The organism is Mesorhizobium sp. LHD-90 (genome assembly GCF_030929505.1).
GTDB lineage: Bacteria > Pseudomonadota > Alphaproteobacteria > Rhizobiales > Rhizobiaceae > Kumtagia.
Genome location: NZ_JAVFVV010000012.1, coordinates 156,294 through 174,035, shown reverse-complemented (window position 1 = coordinate 174,035; position 17,742 = coordinate 156,294). Strand labels below are relative to the sequence as shown.

The following is a 17,742-nucleotide window of genomic DNA, read 5'->3' as shown; positions in this document are numbered from 1 at the left end:
CGTGGTCCCCCTCCCCCGTAAACGGGGGAGGATCAAGCGGCGCCGCTGGTTCCTCCCCTGCGGAGCGGGGGAGGGGGACCGCCGGAGGCGGTGGAGGGGGCACAACCTATCTGGACCTCCATATGGAGACACCTCATGGCTGAACGGTCCTTCGCAGAGGAAGTCAAAAAACTCCGCCTCGGCGCCGGCGAGGAATTTTCCGGCGAAGGCATTCTCGCCATCACCAAGGCGCTGCTGCAATGCGGCGTGGGTTATGTCGGTGGCTACCAGGGCGCGCCAATCAGCCATCTGATGGACGTGCTGGCCGACGCCCAGGACATTCTCGGCGAACTCGGCGTGCATTTCGAAGCCTCGGCCTCGGAAGCCACCGCCACCGCGATGCTGGCGGCATCCGTCCACTACCCGATCCGCGGCGCCGCCACCTTCAAATCGACCGTCGGCACCAATGTCGCTTCCGACGCACTCGCCAACCTTGCCTCCGGCGGCGTCACCGGCGGCGCGCTGATCATATGCGGCGAGGACTATGGCGAAGGCTCCTCGATCATGCAGGAGCGCAGCCACGCCTTTGCCATGAAAAGCCAGGTCTGGCTGCTCGACCCTCGGCCGAACCTGCCGTCGATCGTCAAGGCGGTCGAGGACGGTTTCGAGCTCTCGGAAGCCTCCAACACGCCGGTGATAATGGAGGTGCGCATCCGCTGTTGCCATGTGCACGGCCAGTTCATCGCCAAGGACAACAAGCGTCCAGCCATGACCGTCGCCGACGCACTATCGGCCCCGCGCCGCGACACCGGCCGTATCGTGTTGCCGCCGGCCTCTTTCCTGCACGAGAAGGAGAAGGTGGAAAAGCGCTGGCCCGCCGCCGTCGATTTCATCCGCCGCAACAAGATCAACGAGTTTTTCGGCGCCGAAAATGGCTCGGTCGGCATCGTCATGCAGGGCGGCATGTACAACGCCGTCATCCGCGCCCTGCAGCGCATCGGGCTCGCCGACAATTTCGGCGACACGCAAATTCCGCTCTACGTGCTCAACGCCGTCTACCCGCTGGTCGACGACGAATTTCTGGACTTCTGCGAGGGCAAGGACGCCGTCCTCGTCGTCGAGGAGGGCCAGCCCAACTATATCGAGCAGGCCTTCGCCGCCATGCTTCACAAGGCCGGGCGCGACACCAAACTCGTCGGCAAGGAATTTTTGCCGATGGCAGGCGAATATACCGGTCAGGTGATGCTCGACGGCCTCGGCGCCTTCCTGCGCGCCGAGGCGCCGCACATGCTTCCTGCCGCGGTGCGCGCGCCCAACAAGGCCGGCAACGGCCACGAAATTCCCGACCTGTCGCGCGTCGTGCCCGGGCGTCCGCCCGGCTTCTGCACGGGCTGTCCCGAACGGCCGATCTTCGCCGCGACAAAACTGGTCGAGCAGGAACTGGGAAAACACCACATCGCCTCCGACATCGGCTGCCATCTGTTCTCGATCATGCCGCCCTTCGAGCTCGGCGCCACCACGATGGGCTACGGCCTCGGCCCTGCCTCGGCCTCCGCCTTCAATTCGCCGGACGCCAAAAAACGCTCCATCTCCTTCGTCGGCGACGGCGGCTTCTGGCACAACGGCCTGACTTCCTCGATCGGCAACGCGGTGTTCAACCGCAACGACGGCGTCATCGTCGTGGTCGACAATTTTTACTCGGCCGCCACCGGCGGCCAGGACATTTTGTCCTCGCGCGCCACCAATCGCTCGAAGTCGACAAAACACCCGATCACCGAGGCGGTGAAGGGCATGGGGGTCAAATGGGTGCGCCACATCGACCGCACCTATGACGTGTCCAAGATGCAAGCGACCCTGAGGGAGGCCCTCACCACCGAGGAGAAGGGCCCGAAGGTCATCGTCGCCTCGTCCGAATGTATGCTGAACAGGCAGCGCCGCGAGCGCCCGCTGCTCGACAAGGCCATCAAGGGCGGCGAGACGGTGGTGAAACCGCGCTTCGGCGTCGACGAGGACATCTGCACCGGCGACCACGCCTGCATGCGGCTCTCCGGCTGCCCGTCGCTGTCAGTGAAGTCGCTCGACGACCCGCTGCGCGACGATCCGGTCGCCCATATCGACCAGAGCTGCGTCGGCTGCGGCAATTGCGGCGAGGTGGCGGACGCCGCCGTGCTCTGCCCATCCTTCTACCGCGCCGACACCGTCCACAATCCGGGCGGCTGGGACCGTTTGCTCGACCGCATCCGCCGCAAGGCGATCGGCTTGCTGCAGCGGTTCCGCGAATCCCGGCGACTGACCTTCGCCGATGCCTGAGCCCGTCATCATCCTGCCCGAAGGCACCCACGAGCCGGCAGACGGCGAGATCATAAAGCTCGCGCTGCTCGCCGTCGGCGGCCAGGGCGGCGGCGTTCTCGGTGACTGGATCGTCGATGCCGCCGAGCGCAGCGGCTACCTCGCCCAGTCCACTTCGGTCGCAGGCGTCGCCCAGCGCACCGGCGCCACCATCTATTACATCGAGATGTGCCGCGACACCGGCCGCCGCCCGGTCTTCGCGCTGTCGCCGGCGCAAGGCGACGTCGACATCCTGGTCGCCGCCGAACTGATGGAAGCCGGCCGCGCCATCATGCGCGGCTTCGTCACGCCCGACCGCACGACGCTGATCGCCTCCTCGCACCGCATCGCCGCCGTCTCGGAAAAGATCGAACCTGGTGACGGCCGCGCCTCCTCGCCGAAGGTGCTGGCCGCCGCCGAGGCCGCCTCCAAACGTTTCGTCACCTTCGACATGGAAAGGATCGCCGTCCAGGCCGGCTCCGTCATCTCCGCCAGCCTGCTCGGCGCGCTCGCCGGCTCCGGCGCGCTGCCATTCCCGCGCGAAAGCTACGAGGCGGCGATCGGCGCCGGAGGCCGGGGCGTCAAGCAGAGCCTTGCCGCGTTTGCTGGCGCCTATGAGCGGGCAGGGGGTGAGGCGTCGGTGCCGCCACATGGTTCCGGGCCGGGAGGCTTGCCCGATCAGGGCAAAGCGCATCTGACCCCTAGCTCGGCAACCGCTGCCGACTCGGCGTCCTCGACCGAAATGTCGGCGCCGCCCGTCCTTCGGACCCCCCTGCCGGGACCTTCTCCCCGTAAGGACGGGGAGAAGGGGGCTGTCGTCGCGCCCGCAGCGTCTTCTGCGTCGTTGAAGGTTAGCGAAACCCGAGACACAGCGTCCCTCTCCCCGTCCTTGCGAGGAGAAGATGGCGGCAGCCAGGTGAGGGGCGGCGCAAACCCCACCGAATTCGGAGTCTCCGGCCCCGCTTCGCAACTCGCCGGCTGGAAAACCCTCACCGCACGCATCTCAGCCCTTCCCGAACCCGTCCGCGACATGGCCGCGCGCGGGCTGAAAAAGGTCGTGGACTACCAGGATCTCGCCTATGGCGGCGAATATCTCGACCGGCTCGCCCGCGCCGTCGCTCTCGACTCCCCCACGCACAACTACGCGCTGTCGGTGGCCGCGGCAAAACATCTCGCCAACGCCATGTGCTACGACGACATGATCCGCGTCGCCGACCTGAAGACCCGCTCCACCCGCGCCGCGCGCGTGCGCCGCGAGGTCGGCGTCAGGGACGAGAACGTGCTGCGCGTCACCGAATATTTCCATCCGCGCATCGAGGAATTTTGCGGCACCATGCCGGCCGGCCTCGGCCGCTACATAGAAGCACGGCCGAAATTTTCCGCCTGGCTCGACCGGCGCATCAACCGCGGCCGCCATGTGCGCACCGACGGTTTTGCCGGCTTCGCCACGCTGTGGATCATCGGCGGCCTGCGTCGCTGGCGCCGAAAGCTGCTGCGCCATGCGGTCGAGACCGAGCACCTGGAGCGCTGGTACGCACTCGCACTAGATCATGTTGCCACGGACTACGCGCTGGCGGTCGAGATCCTCGAATGCCGCCGGCTGATCAAGGGTTATTCCGACACCCACGCCCGCGCCCAGTCGAAATTCGAGCGCGTGCTCTCCGGCCTCGACCTCGTCAAGGGCCGCACCGATGCCGCCGACTGGATCCGCCGCCTGCGCGAGGCGGCGCTGAAGGACGAGAAGGGGGATATGCTCGACGGCGCGCTGAAGACGGTGGCGTCGCTGGGGCAGTAGACCGATCGCGGATGGCCAATCGTTCCGATGGCTCATACAAAGGCGCATCCATCGATTCCAGGAGCCCCCCTTGCCCATCACCATCTACGGCATCAAGACCTGCGACACGATGAAGAAGGCGTGGACCTGGCTCGACGGCCACGGCCGAAAATACCGCTTCCACGACTACCGGGCCGAGGGGTTGGACGAGAAGACCTTGCGCGGCTGGGTGAAAAAACTCGGCTGGGAAAAGCTGCTCAACAAATCCAGCACCACGTTTCGCGAACTGCCGGACGCCGACAAGGCCGGACTGGACGAGGCGAAGTCGGTCAGCCTGATGCTAAGACATCCGACCATGATCAAGCGGCCGGTGCTCGACATCGACGGGAAACTCACCGTCGGCTTCAAGCCGGAGGTCTATGAGCAGGCGGTCGGGTGACTAACCCGGCATACGCTCCGACGCCTTCGCCCCAAGCGCTCGCACGCCATCAGAAGCGGCCGCCCGCCTCAGCCCTTCACGACCGCGATCGCCTCCGCCAGGCGCTCGACATTGTCCGCCCGGCAAGTCTCGCCCATCAGGCCGATGCGCCAGATCTTTCCGGCCAGCGGCCCCAGCCCGCCGCCGATCTCGATGCCGAACTCGTCGAGCAGCCGCCGCCGCGCCGGCGCGTCGTCGATGCCTTGCGGTATCCACACGGTGTTGAGCTGCGGCAGCCGGTATGGTCTGTCGACGACGAAGGCGAAATCCAGTTCCTCCAGCCGTTCGGCCAGAAGCTCATGGTTGGCTTCATGCCGCGCCCAGGCCGCCTCCAGCCCTTCCGAAAGCAGCCGCCGCAGGCTCTCGTGCAGGCCGAACAGCGCGTTCACCGGCGCGGTGTGGTGATAGGAGCGCGCACCTTCTCCGTCCCAGTAGCCGAGGATCAGGCCGAGGTCGAGGAACCAGCTCTGCACCGGCGTCTTGCGGGCCTTCACCGCCGCCACGGCCCGGTCCGAAAAAGTGATGGGCGCCAGGCCGGGCGGCGCCGACAGGCATTTCTGCGTACCGGAATAGACGACGTCGGCGCCCCATTCGTCCACCGAAACCGGCACGCCGCCGAGCCCGGTCACCGTGTCGACCACGCTCATCATGCCCGCCTCGCGCGCCAGCCGGCACAGCGTCGCCGCGTCGGAAAGCGCGCCGGTCGAGGTTTCCGCATGCACGAAGGCCAAAACTTTCGCGTGCGGCGCCTCGGCCAGCGCCGCGCGCACATCGTGCGGGTCGACGGGCCGGCCCCATTCGCCGGCGACGAGTTTTACCTCGGCGCCCGCCCGCCGGGCGATCTCCGCCATGCGCCCTCCGAACACGCCGTTCTGGGCGATGATGGCGGTGTCGCCGGGCTCCAGCAGCGTCACCAGCGCCATCTCCATGGCGAGTGAAGCCGGCGCCGAAAGCGGAAACGTCACGCGGTTGTGCGTACGGAACGCCGCCTTCAACTGGTCCTTGATGCTTTCCATCAACTCGCCGAAGGCCGGGTCGAGATGGCCGATCGTGGCCTGCGCCTGTGCGGCCAGCACCTCTGGCGCGACATTGGACGGCCCCGGCCCCATCAGCAGCCGCGCCGGCGGCGAAAACGCTACGGTCGAAAACGCATTCCTGGAAAACGCATTCATGGCCCTGTCCTCCCGCGAGCGCGCCGCCAGCGCCGTTCGGTGAGGACATATGAGGTAAAGGAGCGCACTAAGTAAAATTTAAAGAATTTAGCAATGTGCTAAAACCGATTTAGTCCAATCGGCGCCATCCAGGGCGTTGCCGAGTCGACCGCCGGTCATTATTCCGGTCTGGGCTTTGCCCTTCGGTCATGGCCGGCGGCGAGAATGATGCTCGCATAGCCGTGTGCTGCGCATTCCGGCACGGACACAGTCCTGATCGTCAGTTCCGCTGGCGGAAAGTGATCCTTCAGCACGCTTTCCATGTCGGCCGCGCCGATCGACGGGCTCGGAAAAACCTTCCCGCCCACGAAGTAGCTGCGTGTTTCGCCGAGAGCCGCGACAAAAAGTGTCCCACCGGGCTGCACCAGTTCGACGATCCGCCGCATGTAATGTCGCCAATCGTCGAGATTGTCCGTCGCCGAGTCGACGCAATAGGCGCTCAGCACCGCCGCATAGCATCGTTGCGTGCCTGCCAATGGACGGTCGTTGCGGATGTCGACTTGCAGCAGGGCGGTGATCCTGGCGCGCGTAAGGCGCTCACGTGCAAGAACGTCCGTCCGGGAGGGGTTTTCGCCACCCTCGCATTGGAGTGTGTAGCGAACGAATGCCTGCCAGTCGTGAGCACTCTTCTCGCCGCCGATCCAGCGGGAAATCTCATCCAGATTGCAGCGAAGATAGTCTCCCATGTGGATCTCGGAGGCTCGCCTTGCCAATGCAAAGGCATGATGAAGCGTCGGGCCGGCGCCGAAAACCAGCACAGGCTCGCCCGCGGGCATCCGCCGCGCGGCCTCCGTGAAAAACGCAATTGTATTCTTCTCGTCGGCATCGACGGTGCTGTAGTAGTCGGCGAGATATTGCCTCGGCGCCCACTCTTCTTCGAAGGATGCGTATTGCGCCTGTCCGGCCTTCCCGACGAGAATGGAGGTCGACCAGCCAAGTCCGTACTCGTAAGCCGCGGCGCCGGCATTGGCGCCGGCCAGGAAAACAAGCGCTTCCTCACCGGTGAATGAATCGCTGGCGAAAGCGAGCCCGAAGGCTACTACGTAGTAGGGCGACTCCTTTGCCAGTTCGAACACCACATATCCCGCCGCGCTCAGGAAGCGGCGGACGCTGGCGCACCTGGTCCGGAGTCCGGCAAGATCGTAGGCCAGTTTGGAGAGAAGGCTCGTACTGGTTCCAGTCGCCTCCAGCAGTCGCCAGTTGGCGCCGAGGCTGGCCGACAGTCCGCCGGCCCACAGCAGATATGAAATTGCCAGGATGACAGCGGCGGAGCGGAAATCGAGGCTCGCGAGCAATCCGGACGCCACCAGCAGGGCGCCGCTGGCCGTGCAGACGGTATCGAGGGCATAGGTCGAAACCGCATTCGCAACGATGGTGGCCGACCACTTCTTGAATTGCCCGGCCAGGCTGATCGATCCGAAAATGTTCCTGGCGAGCATGGAGGCATCCTCGCTTCACTGTCGGTGGCTGGTATCAACCGGCCTGGTGCATCCGATTGCAGACATGGCGCGCGATCGCGTCCGCCGAGAGCGCCGGGCCGTTGCGCCCGGCATAGGCCGCCTGGATTGTCCGGGCGGAGGTTCGGTAACTTTCCTGCGTGGTCATTTCGCGCACCAGGACGGCCAGCCTGCCGCGACCGATCTCGCGCTCGGGCAGCAGCCTTGCCGCACCCTTGAGTTCCAGCAGATGCACGTTGGCGTCCTGCTCGGGCTGCAGCGGGATGCCGATGACCGGAGTGCCGGCCGCCATGGCGCATTGCAAACTGCCCTGGCCGCCCGCCGAGACAAGCAGGTCGACCCTTGGCATGATTTTTTGGCTGGGCAGGATGCCGCCCACCGTGACCCTGGGACCGGCGAGATCGGAGAGATCGTGGACGGTTGCCGCGACGATCACCTCGGCGCCTGTGCCCGCCACTTCCTTTACCACGCTGCGCACGAGTTCGGCGGGCGCGGAGGTGATGGCAACGTAGACGATTGGCCCCTTGCGTCCGAGCGCCTCGTCTACCTCGATCGGGATGAGAGCGTCGAATTCGGCGAAGATCGGGCCTGTATATTCGAGCCGTGTCGTCGGCCAATACGCCCTTCCCGACGGCCGCCAGGCGCGCATCTCCTCCTCGCTGACACCGTAGACTTCCGGCGCTTCGGTGACGAGCGAGAGATCGCCCAACAGAAGGGCGGGAAAGCTCGGTATGCGCGCGATGCCGAGTTCGGCGCAGAGCGCGTCGAAAGCCTTGAGATAGAGCCGCGGGGTATTCGTCGCCTTGTTGATCAGGAACCGCGCAAGGCTGCGCGGGATATAGTTGAAGAACGGCTGGACTGGCCGCGACGGCGCCGGCAACATCCCCCTTTCGAAGAGCGGGGGAATATATGATCCCGCATGCTGCGTAACGAGCAGCACGTCCGCGATCCGCGTCGACAGGAGCGTCGTCAGGGTGAAGCCGATGACGACAGCCTGCACCTCGTGACACCGAAAATACTCCACCTCGGCGAGCACATAGGTTCGCATTTCGTCCGGGTCGTACATGCTCTGACCGGGGTCGCCGATGCCCACCGTGTCGCGGAGGAAACGGCGGCTGCGCGCCTCGTCCATGTGCGGGCCGATAATGTCGTAGTCGATGCCTTCGTCTTTCAGCAGCGTTTCATGCATGCCGCCATGCGTGGCGATCCGCGCCGCGACCCCTCGGTCCTTGAGCGCCTTGTAGATCTGGATCATGCGCGAGGTTTCGGAGATGAACGCGCAGTTCGGCATGAGACAGATCATGGCGCCGCTCCTTGCGTGACAAGCAGATATGTAATATATTACCTAAATGCAGGATCCGATCAAGCCCTTTGCCGACATTACCGACGAAGAGAGCCGCGCCGCCGGTTCGGCGGCCGATGCCGTGCGCTGTTTCCGGTTGATTTCCTACACCGGCCAGCGGCTTCGCTATTTGTACGACCAGCGCCTCCGGGAAGAAGGGCTGACCAGCCAGCAGGGCTTCCTGCTGACCGTCGTCAGGATGCGTGGCCGGCCGACATTGGGCGAGGTCGCCGCCGCCATGTCCACCACGCACCAGAATGCCAAGCAGGTCGCTTCGGCGCTGGAGCGGAAGGGCATGCTGAAAATCGTCTCGGACGACCGCGACGCGCGCGTCAGGCGATTGGAGGCGACGGAGGCGGGTCAGCCGGGTTGGGAAAATCGCAACGCCGAAGACTATGCCGCGATCGCCGGCTGGTTTGCCGCCCTGTCGGGTGACGAACAGCAAGTGCTGGTGGAACTGCTGTCACGGCTTGCCCGCACCGTGCGCGGAGCCTGATCGAGCCTGGTCATCATGCCGAAAGGCGCCCGTCTCCGCTGGCGGCCGCCGACGCCCACTCGGCCTTGCGCATCACCGGCGCCTTCGACCCGTCGGCGCGGATGCAGTCTGTGTCGATCTAGACGTGTGTCCGATACACATTGTGTATCGCGACATCTTGGAAAATCGTCTATACTGCGTGCCATGGCTGACAGCGCAACACATCCGAAACACGTACGCGCAATCAATCTGCGTGTTCGCGACGACATGCGCGCCCTCATCGACCGCGCGGCGGGCATACGTGGAAAGAGCCGGTCCGAGTTCATGATCGATGCTGCCTACCGCGCTGCGGAGGATACGCTTCTCGACCAGACCCTGATCAGGGTCGATGCAGACACCTATCGCCGGTATCTGGAGATTCTCGACAGCCCGCCCGCCGGGGAGGGGTTTGCCCGGCTCATGAATGCGCCAAAACCTTGGGCTGACTGATGTTTTCCGCGCCCGCGCCACTGGCGGAAGCGCATGATCTCGAGACGTTTTCCAGCGGCACGGAGAGTTTGGATCAATGGTTGCGTCGTCGCGCCTGGACCAACCAACTGGGCGGCGCGTCTCGAACCTACGTGCTGACCGACGATGAAAGGGTGATCGGCTACTATTGCCTGTCCTCGGGCGCGCTCGCTCTTGCCGTTGCGCCCGGCAGTTTTCGCAGAAACATGCCGGACCCTATCCCGATGGCAATCCTCGGACGGCTGGCCGTGGACCGCCACTGGCAAGGCAAAGGCATCGGCACGGCCCTTTTGCAAGATGCGGTTCTTCGCGCGGGGCAGGCCGCGGAGATACTGGGCATTCGCGGTCTGCTCGTTCACGCAATTTCCGAAGAAGCGCGAGCTTTCTACCTGCGGTACGGCTTTTCGTCCCTGCAGGGCAACCCTCTGACGCTGGTTCTGTCCCTCAAGGGGATGGCGCGTCCGGCCGCCAACTGAGATGAGGCTTACGCCAGTCTCGCCTTGATCGGGTCAACCGGCGCGACAGCGCGGCCCGGCGTCTCGGAGCATCCCTCCCTACACCCACTCGCCCTTTCGCATCACCGGCGCCTTCGACCCGTCGGCGCGCACACCGTCTATGTCGATCTTGTCCGAGCCGATCATCCAGTCGATGTGGATAAGGCTCTTGTTGCCGCCCTGCGCCGCGATCTGTTCGGGCGTGATCGTGTCGCCGCCGATAAAACATTTCGAATAGCACTGGCCGAGCGCGATGTGGCTGGCGGCGTTCTCGTCGAACAGCGTGTTGTAGAACAGGAGCCCGCTTTTCGAGATCGGCGAGGAATGCGGCACCAGCGCCACTTCGCCCAGCCGCCGCGCGCCCTCGTCGGTGTCCAGCACTTTTTTCAGCACTTCCTCGCCGCGCGTTGCCTTGGCCTCGACGATCCGGCCCTTTTCGAACCGCACCTCGATGTTGTCGATCAGCGTGCCCTGGTGCGACAGCGGTTTTGTGCTGCGCACATATCCTTCGACGCGCTGCGCGTGCGGCGTGGTGAACACTTCCTCGGTCGGGATGTTGGGATTGCAAGTGATGCCGTTCTTGGCGGTCGAGGCGCCGCCGTGCCATTCGTGGCCGTCGGCCAGGCCCACCGTCAGGTCGGTGCCCGGCCCGGTATAATGCAGCGCGCTGAAGCGCTCGCCGTTCAGCCACTTGCTCTTTTCGGCAAGGGCCGCGTTGTGGTCGCGCCAGGCGGCAACCGGGTCGCCGGCGTCCACCCGCGACGCCGCAAAGATGGCGTCCGCCAGTTTCGCCACGGCGATGTCCTCGCTGTCGTCGGCAAACATCAGCTTCGCCCACGACAGGCTCGGATAGGAGACGATGTTCCAGTTGATGTCGAAGCCGGCGATCTTTTCCAGCGCCGGCTGGTAGGCGATCGAGTTGGCCTTGTTCGCCCGCGCCACCTTTGACGGATCCTCGCCCGACAGCAGCATCGGGTTCTCGCCGACGATCGCCAGCCGCGCCGCATTGTTGTCGAAGGCTTTTGCGATGCCCTCGTAGAGCCAGTTGGGGGCGCGGTCGAAACTCTCGTCGGGGGCGTTGCGGTAGCGCGCGAGCGTGATCTCCTCGTCCGAAAAGATCGGCGTCACCAGCCCGGCGCCGGCCTTGTATGCGTGCTCCGTGATTTTGCGCACCAGCGGCAGCGCGGCGACCGGCGCCGTCATCACCAGATCCTGTCCGCGCCGCAGCCGGAGCCCCACCTTCACCGCCACCTCGGCCAGCCGGTCGAGTTTTTCGGGATCGATCGAGGCGGAAAGCGTGCCGGGGTGCGAGGTCATGGACAAAACCTTCTTCGAGATTGGACTGGGCATAGATAGGTCGCCCGGGCCGATCCCGCCACCGCAAAGCGGCGACGATGTGACGACGGCGGGGTAGTGAAAAACGAAGACGCACGCGTGAAGCGTTTTGGCCCTGCCGTGAAGGCGAAGTGCCGAAACGTGAAGGGAATCGGCCCGAAAAACGCCTTCGAATCAAGCGAATCGCGCGGTCGGACACGTGGTTCCGCCATAACCTGTTGAAAACGTTTGATCTTCCGCGCTTCACACGGTGCCGCGCGGCGCCGTTGCCGCCCTATTGTGCGCAGACCAGCGGGCCGAACTGGTTGATGGTCTGGGCGATCTCGCCGCGTATCCAGGCTTTGAATTGATTGACTTTTTTCGGTTCGCGCTCGGCCTGCGCCGTCACCATCCAGTAGCCGAGCCCGCTCGTCGCCCGCACGCCGAAGGGCGCCACCAGCCTGCCATCAGCCATGGCGTCGGCGGCGAGCAATTGCCAAGCCAAGGTCACCCCGTGGCCGGCGATCGCCGAATCGAGGCAGAGCATCGGATCGGTGAATCTCGCGCCCGGCAGCATCCTGACCGGCTCGACGCCTGCTGCGCTAAACCATTGATTCCATGAAAACATCGAGCTTTCGTCGATGATCTCCCAGGTCTTCGCCAGGTCGGCGGGCCGCTTCAGCGTCTCGGCCACCGCCGGCGAACACACCGGAAAGATCTCCTGCGCGATCAGCAACTCGGTGCGCACCCTGGGCCACTTTCCATCCCCCATCCGGATCGCGATATCGATGTCCGAATGGTCCAGATCGGCCAGTTTTGTCGAGGCGTCGATCCGCAGAAACACTTCGGGATAGAGGGTGAAGTGCTTGGAAAGTCTCGGCAAAAGCCATTTCGAGGCGAATGCCGGCGCGACCGAGACGGCGAGCACGCAGGTTTTCGCCCGCTCGGCCATCGCCACCGCGCCCTCCAGTTCGCGGAATCCGGAAGACAGTTTTCCGGTGAACTCTTTTCCAAAACCGGTCGGCTGAAGCCCCGAGGACGTCCGGTCGAAAACCACCTGGCCGATCTGCGCCTCCGTTCGCCCCACCTGCTGGCTGACGGCGCTTGGCGACACCCCGAGCTCTTCCGCAGCCTTCTGCAGCGAGCCCAGCCGCGCCACGGCTTCCACCGCGCGCAGGCCGTTCAGATGCACCGTGTTGAGTTTCATGAGTTTAGTTTTTCTAATCCAAGGGCGCTGGCTTTCTTGATTGAAAGGAGCACGGATCGGCCCAAAATACCATCATCGAGAAACGAAAAGGAGAGCGAATATGAAGTTTCTCTCAATCGTCGAAGCGGTCGGCCAGGTGCTGTTCGAGCCGGCGGATGCGCCCTCCGAAAGCCAGACCTGGTGGCGCGATCCGCTGACGCATCCGGACATCGCGGCGATGTCGCCGCGCGAACTCGCCGACCTGCCGTTCAATCGCTGCTACCGGCTGCCGGCGGAGCCGAAGGGGCTTGAGGCGCTGCATTAGGGTGTGAGATTCAGGTCAGGCCGACATCATCTGAATCTCAACACACCCTGGTCCGCTGATAGCGCTTGGTTCCGATAGCGTGCCAAAATCGCCATGATTCACGGCAATGTGCCGGCCGGCGGCGGCATGTGCGCATTTCCTTCGACGGCGAAGTGTGACTTCATGCCGGCCTGATCCACCGCGCCCTGGCGCCTCCGGCAAGGATTTCGCTGACGTGTTTGTATCCTTTTTTCCCAGGCCGAAGTTGTTCTTCATCTCGTTGGCCGTTTGGACCCTGTTCGGAATTTTGTTCTGGTTCTTTGGCGGACAGCAACTGGGCGCAGCTTTTGGTATGCCACCAGCGCCTGCAGGCGTGGATCCAATCCTTGGCCTTCCAATTTTCTGGTCCGGTCCGTTCATCTGGTTTTACATCTATTTTGCAGTATTTTTGGCCGCGTTCTATTTGTTCTGGCGCTTTTTCGCACCCCATCCTTGGCAGGACTGGTCGATCCTTGTGTCGGCGTTCATATTGTTTTCAACGTATCTGGATGTCGAGATTTATGTTGCGATCAACAATTGGAGAAGGCCGTTCTTTGACCTTTTTCAGCGAGCGATAACCACTCCGGGCTCTGTCTCGCCGAGTGAACTCTACAGCCTAACCATCGTCTTCATGTGGCTGGCAATGTTTGGCGTCGCCATTTTCGTGGTGACTCGCTTCGTAGTCAGTCACTATATCTTTCGTTGGCGCACGGCGATGAATGAATTCTACATGGCCAACTGGGACCGGCTCCGTCACATTGAAGGCGCGTCGCAACGTGTCCAGGAAGACACCATGCGGTTTTCGACAACAGTGGAAGGTTTGGGGGTTGCGTTTGCGGATTCTATTTTAACATTGATCGCGTTTCTTCCTGTGTTGGCTGGTTTGTCGGCGCATATCACCGAGTTGCCTGTTGTTGGTTCGATACCTTATTCGCTTGTCGTGGCCGCGCTTCTCTGGGCGATCTTCGGAACTGCTTTGCTTGCGATGGCCGGTATCAAACTTCCGGGTCTTGAGTTTAAAAACCAAAGAGTGGAGGCGGCATATCGAAAGGAGTTAGTCTATGGTGAAGATCACGCCGATCGAGCTCGACCAGAGACAGCTAGGGAATTGTTTGCGAATGTTCGAAGAAACTACTTCAATCTTTATTTTCATTACGGGTATTTTAATGTTGTTCGATCTAGCTTTGGTCAGGTAAATGCGATTTTCATCAGTGTTCTCCTAATCCCGACAATCGCCGCTGGAAAGATTACCTTGGGCATCTGGCAGCAGATATTGACCGCGTTCGGCCAAGTTTCAAGCTCGTTCCAGTATTTGGTTAATGCCTGGCCGACAATCGTCGAATTGATCTCTATCTACAAACGTCTGCGCGCTTTCGAGGCGACACTGTATGGTGGACCTCTGCCGGAAATAGACCGGCATTTCCTAGAGCAACAACAGCGCGGCGCGTCGGTCCAAGAGAACGCCAAATAGGAAACACGGGGCGGCTCAACGAGCGTCGGCGCGCCAGCCTCACCCGCCCACATCGCCGCCGACGAGCGCCGGCTTCTCGCGGCGCGCCACGTAGTCGGCATAGCTGATGCAGTCGACGTCGGCACGCGTGCAGACGTCGCGGGCAAAACGCTCCAGCGCCCGCCAATAGGCGCCGTCGTTCATCAGCGTAAAGTGGAAGCCGAATTGCAGCGGCGTGCGGTCGCTAGAATATTGCCTGTCGAAGGCTGCGTGAAAAGCCGCAAGCGCGCGCTCCTCGAAGGCGCCGTCGTTGTCGCTGCGCTCGAAGCCGCCGGAATGGCGGACGAACAGATTGTAGTCCATGGCGAGCACTTTTCGGCCCGCCGGTCCCTCCGGGATCTGCGGCAGGGCGAAGCGCATCAGGCCCTTCTTTTCGTCGGGCGCCGCCGGGCCGCGCGAGACGCCGCTGGCGTCGTAACGGTAGCCCGCGGCGGCAAGTGCGGGGTCGAGGTGCTTGCCGGCCGACAGATAGGGCGCGCGGAATCCCAGAATCTCGTGCCGGGCGAAATGCCGCCAGCCCTGCGGCTCGCCCGTGAGCTTGTTGATGCGCCAGGCGTCGCGCAAAATGGTCGAGGCGGAGGTCAGCTCGCGCTGCCAGTCGGCCGCGCTCCACTTGCCGCCGTCGAAATGGCCGCAAGCGTGGCTGGCGATCTCGTGGCCTTCCGCGCGCGCCAGCCAGATTTGCTGGAGCCGCGCCTTCACGTCCTCCTTCGACGGCGAGAAGCCGACATTGGAGCGGCCGGCCTTCTGGCCCGGCGCCTGGTAGATGCCGCGCGTTTCCGGCGAAAGCAGGAAGACGCAGGAGAGAAAATAGGTGAAGCGCGCGCCGGTGGTCGCCGCCAGCGTCCGGCTCCGCTGCCACAATTCGATTGGATTGGAATTGTCGAACGAGATGATGACGACCTGATGCGGCTTTGCCGGAATGTTTTCGGCCTGCGCCGCGCCGGCCACGGGCGACAGCGCCAGGCAGGCGAGGGCGGACAGGGCGCGACGCATCAACGCGGACATGGACACTCTTGGGCAGGCGGATGATTTTTGTCAGCGCTATGCCACGATTGTGGCGCGGATTGGAACGGGTTGCGCACGAACGCATATTGCCTAAGCGCCGGCAAATGGCCGCGTCCGGCCAAAACCCCTTCCATGCCGACAAATTTCCGCTACAAGGCAGGCTCAACAGCCCGCGTGGCGAAAACGGCAAAAAACCCATGTCGGACGACAGCTTTATCCGCGAAGTCAACCAGGAGTACCGCCAGGCGCAGGCGCGCGCCATGTGGGACCGCTATGGGCCCATCGGCATCGGCATCGCCCTCGCCATCGTGCTCGCCACTGCCGCCTGGGTCGGCTGGGAGTACTGGCAGACGTCCAAGGCAAACACCTCGGGCGACGCCTTTTCGCAGGCGCTGAGGCTGTCCAGCGAAGGCAAGCAGGACGAGGCTTTGGCGGCGCTGAAGGCGCTCGAGGCCGACGGCCATGGCGCCTATCCGCTGCTTGCCCGCATGCGCGCCGCCACCGTGCTCGCCGACAAGGGCGATTTCGCCGGCGCGGTGAAGGAGTTCGACGCGGTCGCCGCCGACAACGCGATCCCGCGGGCGATCCGCGACATGGCGCGGCTGCGCGCCGGCTATGTCCTCGTCGACAACGGCAGCTACCAGGACGTCTCGACCCGTGTCGAGGTGCTCACCGACGACGCCAACATGCTGCGCCATTCCGCCCGCGAGGCGCTCGGCCTGTCGGCCTGGAAGGAAGGCAAGGCCAAGGACGCGCTGGCGCTGTTCGATCAGATCGCGAGCGACGACACCGCGCCGCGCAACGCCCGTGAGCGCGCTTCGATGATGGCGGAACTGATCCGCGGCTCCGGCGCCGCGCTCTAGAGATGAGCTTCAAGGTTGCCATCATCGGCCGGCCGAATGTCGGCAAGTCGACGCTGTTCAACCGCCTGGCCGGCAAGAAGCTGGCGCTGGTCGACGACACGCCGGGCGTTACCCGCGACCGCCGCGTCCATCCCGCCAAACTCTACGACCTCAATTTCGAAGTGATCGACACCGCCGGCTTCGAGACGGCCGCGCCGGAGAGCTTGCAGGGCCGCATGCGCCAGCAGACCGAGATCGCCATCCGCGAGGCCGATCTTGTGGTGTTCATGGTCGATGCGCGCGCCGGCCTGCTGCCGGACGACAAGGCTTTCGCCGATATCGTGCGCCGCGCTGGCAAGCCGGTGGTGCTGGCCGCCAACAAGTCGGAATCGCGCGCCTCGGAGGCCGGCCTGCTGGAGGCCTGGGAGGCGGGGCTGGGCGAGCCGATCCCGATCTCGGCCGAACACGGCCAGGGCATGCCGGACCTGCGCGACGCCATCGTAGAGGCTTTGGGCGAGGACCGTTGCTTTCCCGATGAGCACGATGACGACGATGCGCCGGCCGAAAGCGACGTGCTGGTCGGCGAGGATATCTCCGAGGCTGAGGCCGAGAGCGAGCCGGCCTATGACGACACGAAACCGTTGCGCATCGCCGTGGTCGGCCGTCCGAATGCCGGAAAATCGACGCTGATCAACGCGCTGATCGGCGAGGAGCGGCTGCTGACCGGCCCGGAGGCGGGCATCACCCGCGATTCGATCTCGGTCGACTGGGATTGGCGCGGCCGTCAGATAAAGCTGTTCGACACGGCCGGCATGCGCCGCAAGGCGAAGGTGCAGGAGAAGCTCGAAAAACTGTCGGTCGCCGACGGCCTGCGCGCCTTGAAATTCGCCGAAGTCGTGATCGTCGTCTTCGACGCGACCATCCCCTTCGAGAAGCAGGACTTGCAGATCGCCGACCTGATCATCCGCGAGGGCAGGGCGCCGGTGATCGCCTTCAACAAATGGGACCTGATCGACACGCCGCAGGCCACGCTTGCCGAGTTGCGCGAAAAGACCGAGCGGCTGCTGCCGCAGGCGCGCGGCCTGCGCGCCGTGCCGATCTCGGCGGAGACGGGCAGGGGCCTCGACAGGCTGATGGAAGAGGTGGTGGAGACGCATCGCGTCTGGAACCGCCGCGTCTCCACCGGCCGGCTGAACCGCTGGCTGGAAGGCATTCTGGCGCATCACCCGCCGCCGGCCGTCGCCGGGCGTCGGCTGAAGATCAAATACATCACCCAGGCCAAGACGCGCCCGCCGGGTTTCGTCGTCTCCTGCTCGCGCCCCGACGCCATGCCGCAATCCTATGTGCGCTATCTGTCGAACAGTCTTCGCGACGCCTTCGACATGCCGGGCGTGCCGATCCGCATCGCGCTGCGGGCGTCGGACAATCCTTATGCGGGCAAGGCGAGGAAGCGGTAGGGCCGCTATCCAGGTTCCGTCACGCAGCTCGACGGTT

16 protein-coding genes are annotated in these 17,742 nt (G+C 64.1%); 10 read left to right on the top strand and 6 right to left on the bottom strand.

Annotated elements, in window-relative coordinates; all coding sequences use genetic code 11:
• Window positions 1-135: 135 nt before the first annotated feature.
• From RB623_RS18565 to RB623_RS18555, 3 genes are all read left to right on the top strand, one after another.
• Window positions 136-2,289 (top strand): indolepyruvate ferredoxin oxidoreductase subunit alpha, encoded by a 2,154-nt coding sequence (locus RB623_RS18565; RefSeq protein WP_308058399.1) that lies wholly within the window; start codon window positions 136-138, stop codon window positions 2,287-2,289.
• Window positions 2,282-4,102 carry an indolepyruvate oxidoreductase subunit beta family protein gene (locus tag RB623_RS18560; protein WP_308058398.1) on the top strand — a complete coding sequence of 607 codons (1,821 nt, stop codon included), beginning with the start codon at window positions 2,282-2,284 and terminating at the stop codon, window positions 4,100-4,102. Before RB623_RS18565 ends, RB623_RS18560 begins: the two co-directional genes overlap by 8 nt.
• A 70-nt stretch (window positions 4,103-4,172) precedes the next feature.
• The gene (locus tag RB623_RS18555; RefSeq protein ID WP_308058397.1) at window positions 4,173-4,520 is read left to right on the top strand and encodes an ArsC family reductase; all 348 of its coding nucleotides are present in this window, start codon (window positions 4,173-4,175) and stop codon (window positions 4,518-4,520) included.
• A gap of 68 nt (window positions 4,521-4,588) precedes the next feature.
• On the opposite strand, the gene RB623_RS18550 is transcribed toward RB623_RS18555, so the two are convergent.
• The 3 genes from RB623_RS18550 to RB623_RS18540 form a co-directional block, all read right to left on the bottom strand.
• Entirely contained in the window at window positions 4,589-5,731 is a 1,143-nt protein-coding gene (locus RB623_RS18550; RefSeq protein WP_308058396.1) for an alanine--glyoxylate aminotransferase family protein, read from the bottom strand.
• A 158-nt stretch (window positions 5,732-5,889) separates the two neighbouring features.
• Window positions 5,890-7,209 carry a guanitoxin biosynthesis pre-guanitoxin forming N-methyltransferase GntF gene (gene gntF / locus RB623_RS18545; RefSeq protein ID WP_308058395.1) on the bottom strand — a complete coding sequence of 440 codons (1,320 nt, stop codon included), beginning with the start codon at window positions 7,207-7,209 and terminating at the stop codon, window positions 5,890-5,892.
• A gap of 34 nt (window positions 7,210-7,243) precedes the next feature.
• Window positions 7,244-8,530, bottom strand: a complete 1,287-nt coding sequence (locus RB623_RS18540) for a nucleotide disphospho-sugar-binding domain-containing protein (RefSeq protein ID WP_308058394.1) — start codon at window positions 8,528-8,530, stop codon at window positions 7,244-7,246.
• Between the two features lie 46 nt (window positions 8,531-8,576).
• On the opposite strand from RB623_RS18540, the gene RB623_RS18535 reads away from it, so the two are divergent.
• The 3 genes from RB623_RS18535 (at window position 8,577) to RB623_RS18525 (ending at window position 10,027) form a co-directional block, all read left to right on the top strand.
• Complete coding sequence (locus RB623_RS18535) at window positions 8,577-9,065, top strand: winged helix DNA-binding protein (protein WP_308058393.1); 489 nt, start codon at window positions 8,577-8,579, stop codon at window positions 9,063-9,065.
• A 183-nt stretch (window positions 9,066-9,248) separates the two neighbouring features.
• Window positions 9,249-9,533, top strand: coding sequence for a DUF1778 domain-containing protein (locus tag RB623_RS18530; protein WP_308058392.1), 285 nt, complete (start codon window positions 9,249-9,251; stop codon window positions 9,531-9,533).
• Complete coding sequence (locus RB623_RS18525) at window positions 9,533-10,027, top strand: GNAT family N-acetyltransferase (protein WP_308058391.1); 495 nt, start codon at window positions 9,533-9,535, stop codon at window positions 10,025-10,027. Before RB623_RS18530 ends, RB623_RS18525 begins: the two co-directional genes overlap by 1 nt.
• A 78-nt stretch (window positions 10,028-10,105) precedes the next feature.
• Here RB623_RS18525 and RB623_RS18520 read toward each other — a convergent pair whose 3' ends face one another.
• Window positions 10,106-11,362 carry an aminopeptidase gene (locus tag RB623_RS18520; RefSeq protein WP_308058390.1) on the bottom strand — a complete coding sequence of 419 codons (1,257 nt, stop codon included), beginning with the start codon at window positions 11,360-11,362 and terminating at the stop codon, window positions 10,106-10,108.
• A gap of 292 nt (window positions 11,363-11,654) precedes the next feature.
• Window positions 11,655-12,566, bottom strand: a complete 912-nt coding sequence (locus tag RB623_RS18515; RefSeq protein WP_308058389.1) for a LysR substrate-binding domain-containing protein — start codon at window positions 12,564-12,566, stop codon at window positions 11,655-11,657.
• Window positions 12,567-12,666: 100 nt separating this feature from the next.
• Between RB623_RS18515 and RB623_RS18510 the strand changes: the two genes are divergently transcribed.
• Together RB623_RS18510 and sbmA are read left to right on the top strand one after the other, a co-directional pair.
• The gene (locus tag RB623_RS18510; RefSeq protein WP_308058388.1) at window positions 12,667-12,870 is read left to right on the top strand and encodes a hypothetical protein; all 204 of its coding nucleotides are present in this window, start codon (window positions 12,667-12,669) and stop codon (window positions 12,868-12,870) included.
• A 214-nt stretch (window positions 12,871-13,084) separates the two neighbouring features.
• Complete coding sequence (sbmA, locus tag RB623_RS18505; RefSeq protein ID WP_308058387.1) at window positions 13,085-14,359, top strand: peptide antibiotic transporter SbmA; 1,275 nt, start codon at window positions 13,085-13,087, stop codon at window positions 14,357-14,359.
• 39 nt (window positions 14,360-14,398) lie between these two features.
• On the opposite strand, the gene RB623_RS18500 is transcribed toward sbmA, so the two are convergent.
• Window positions 14,399-15,406 (bottom strand): polysaccharide deacetylase, encoded by a 1,008-nt coding sequence (locus tag RB623_RS18500; protein WP_308058385.1) that lies wholly within the window; start codon window positions 15,404-15,406, stop codon window positions 14,399-14,401.
• Window positions 15,407-15,603: 197 nt separating this feature from the next.
• On the opposite strand from RB623_RS18500, the gene RB623_RS18495 reads away from it, so the two are divergent.
• On the top strand, window positions 15,604-16,269 hold the full coding sequence (locus RB623_RS18495; RefSeq protein WP_308058384.1) for a tetratricopeptide repeat protein: 666 nt from the start codon (window positions 15,604-15,606) through the stop codon (window positions 16,267-16,269).
• Between the two features lie 2 nt (window positions 16,270-16,271).
• Window positions 16,272-17,705 (top strand): ribosome biogenesis GTPase Der, encoded by a 1,434-nt coding sequence (gene der / locus RB623_RS18490; protein ID WP_308058382.1) that lies wholly within the window; start codon window positions 16,272-16,274, stop codon window positions 17,703-17,705.
• Window positions 17,706-17,742: the final 37 nt, after the last annotated feature.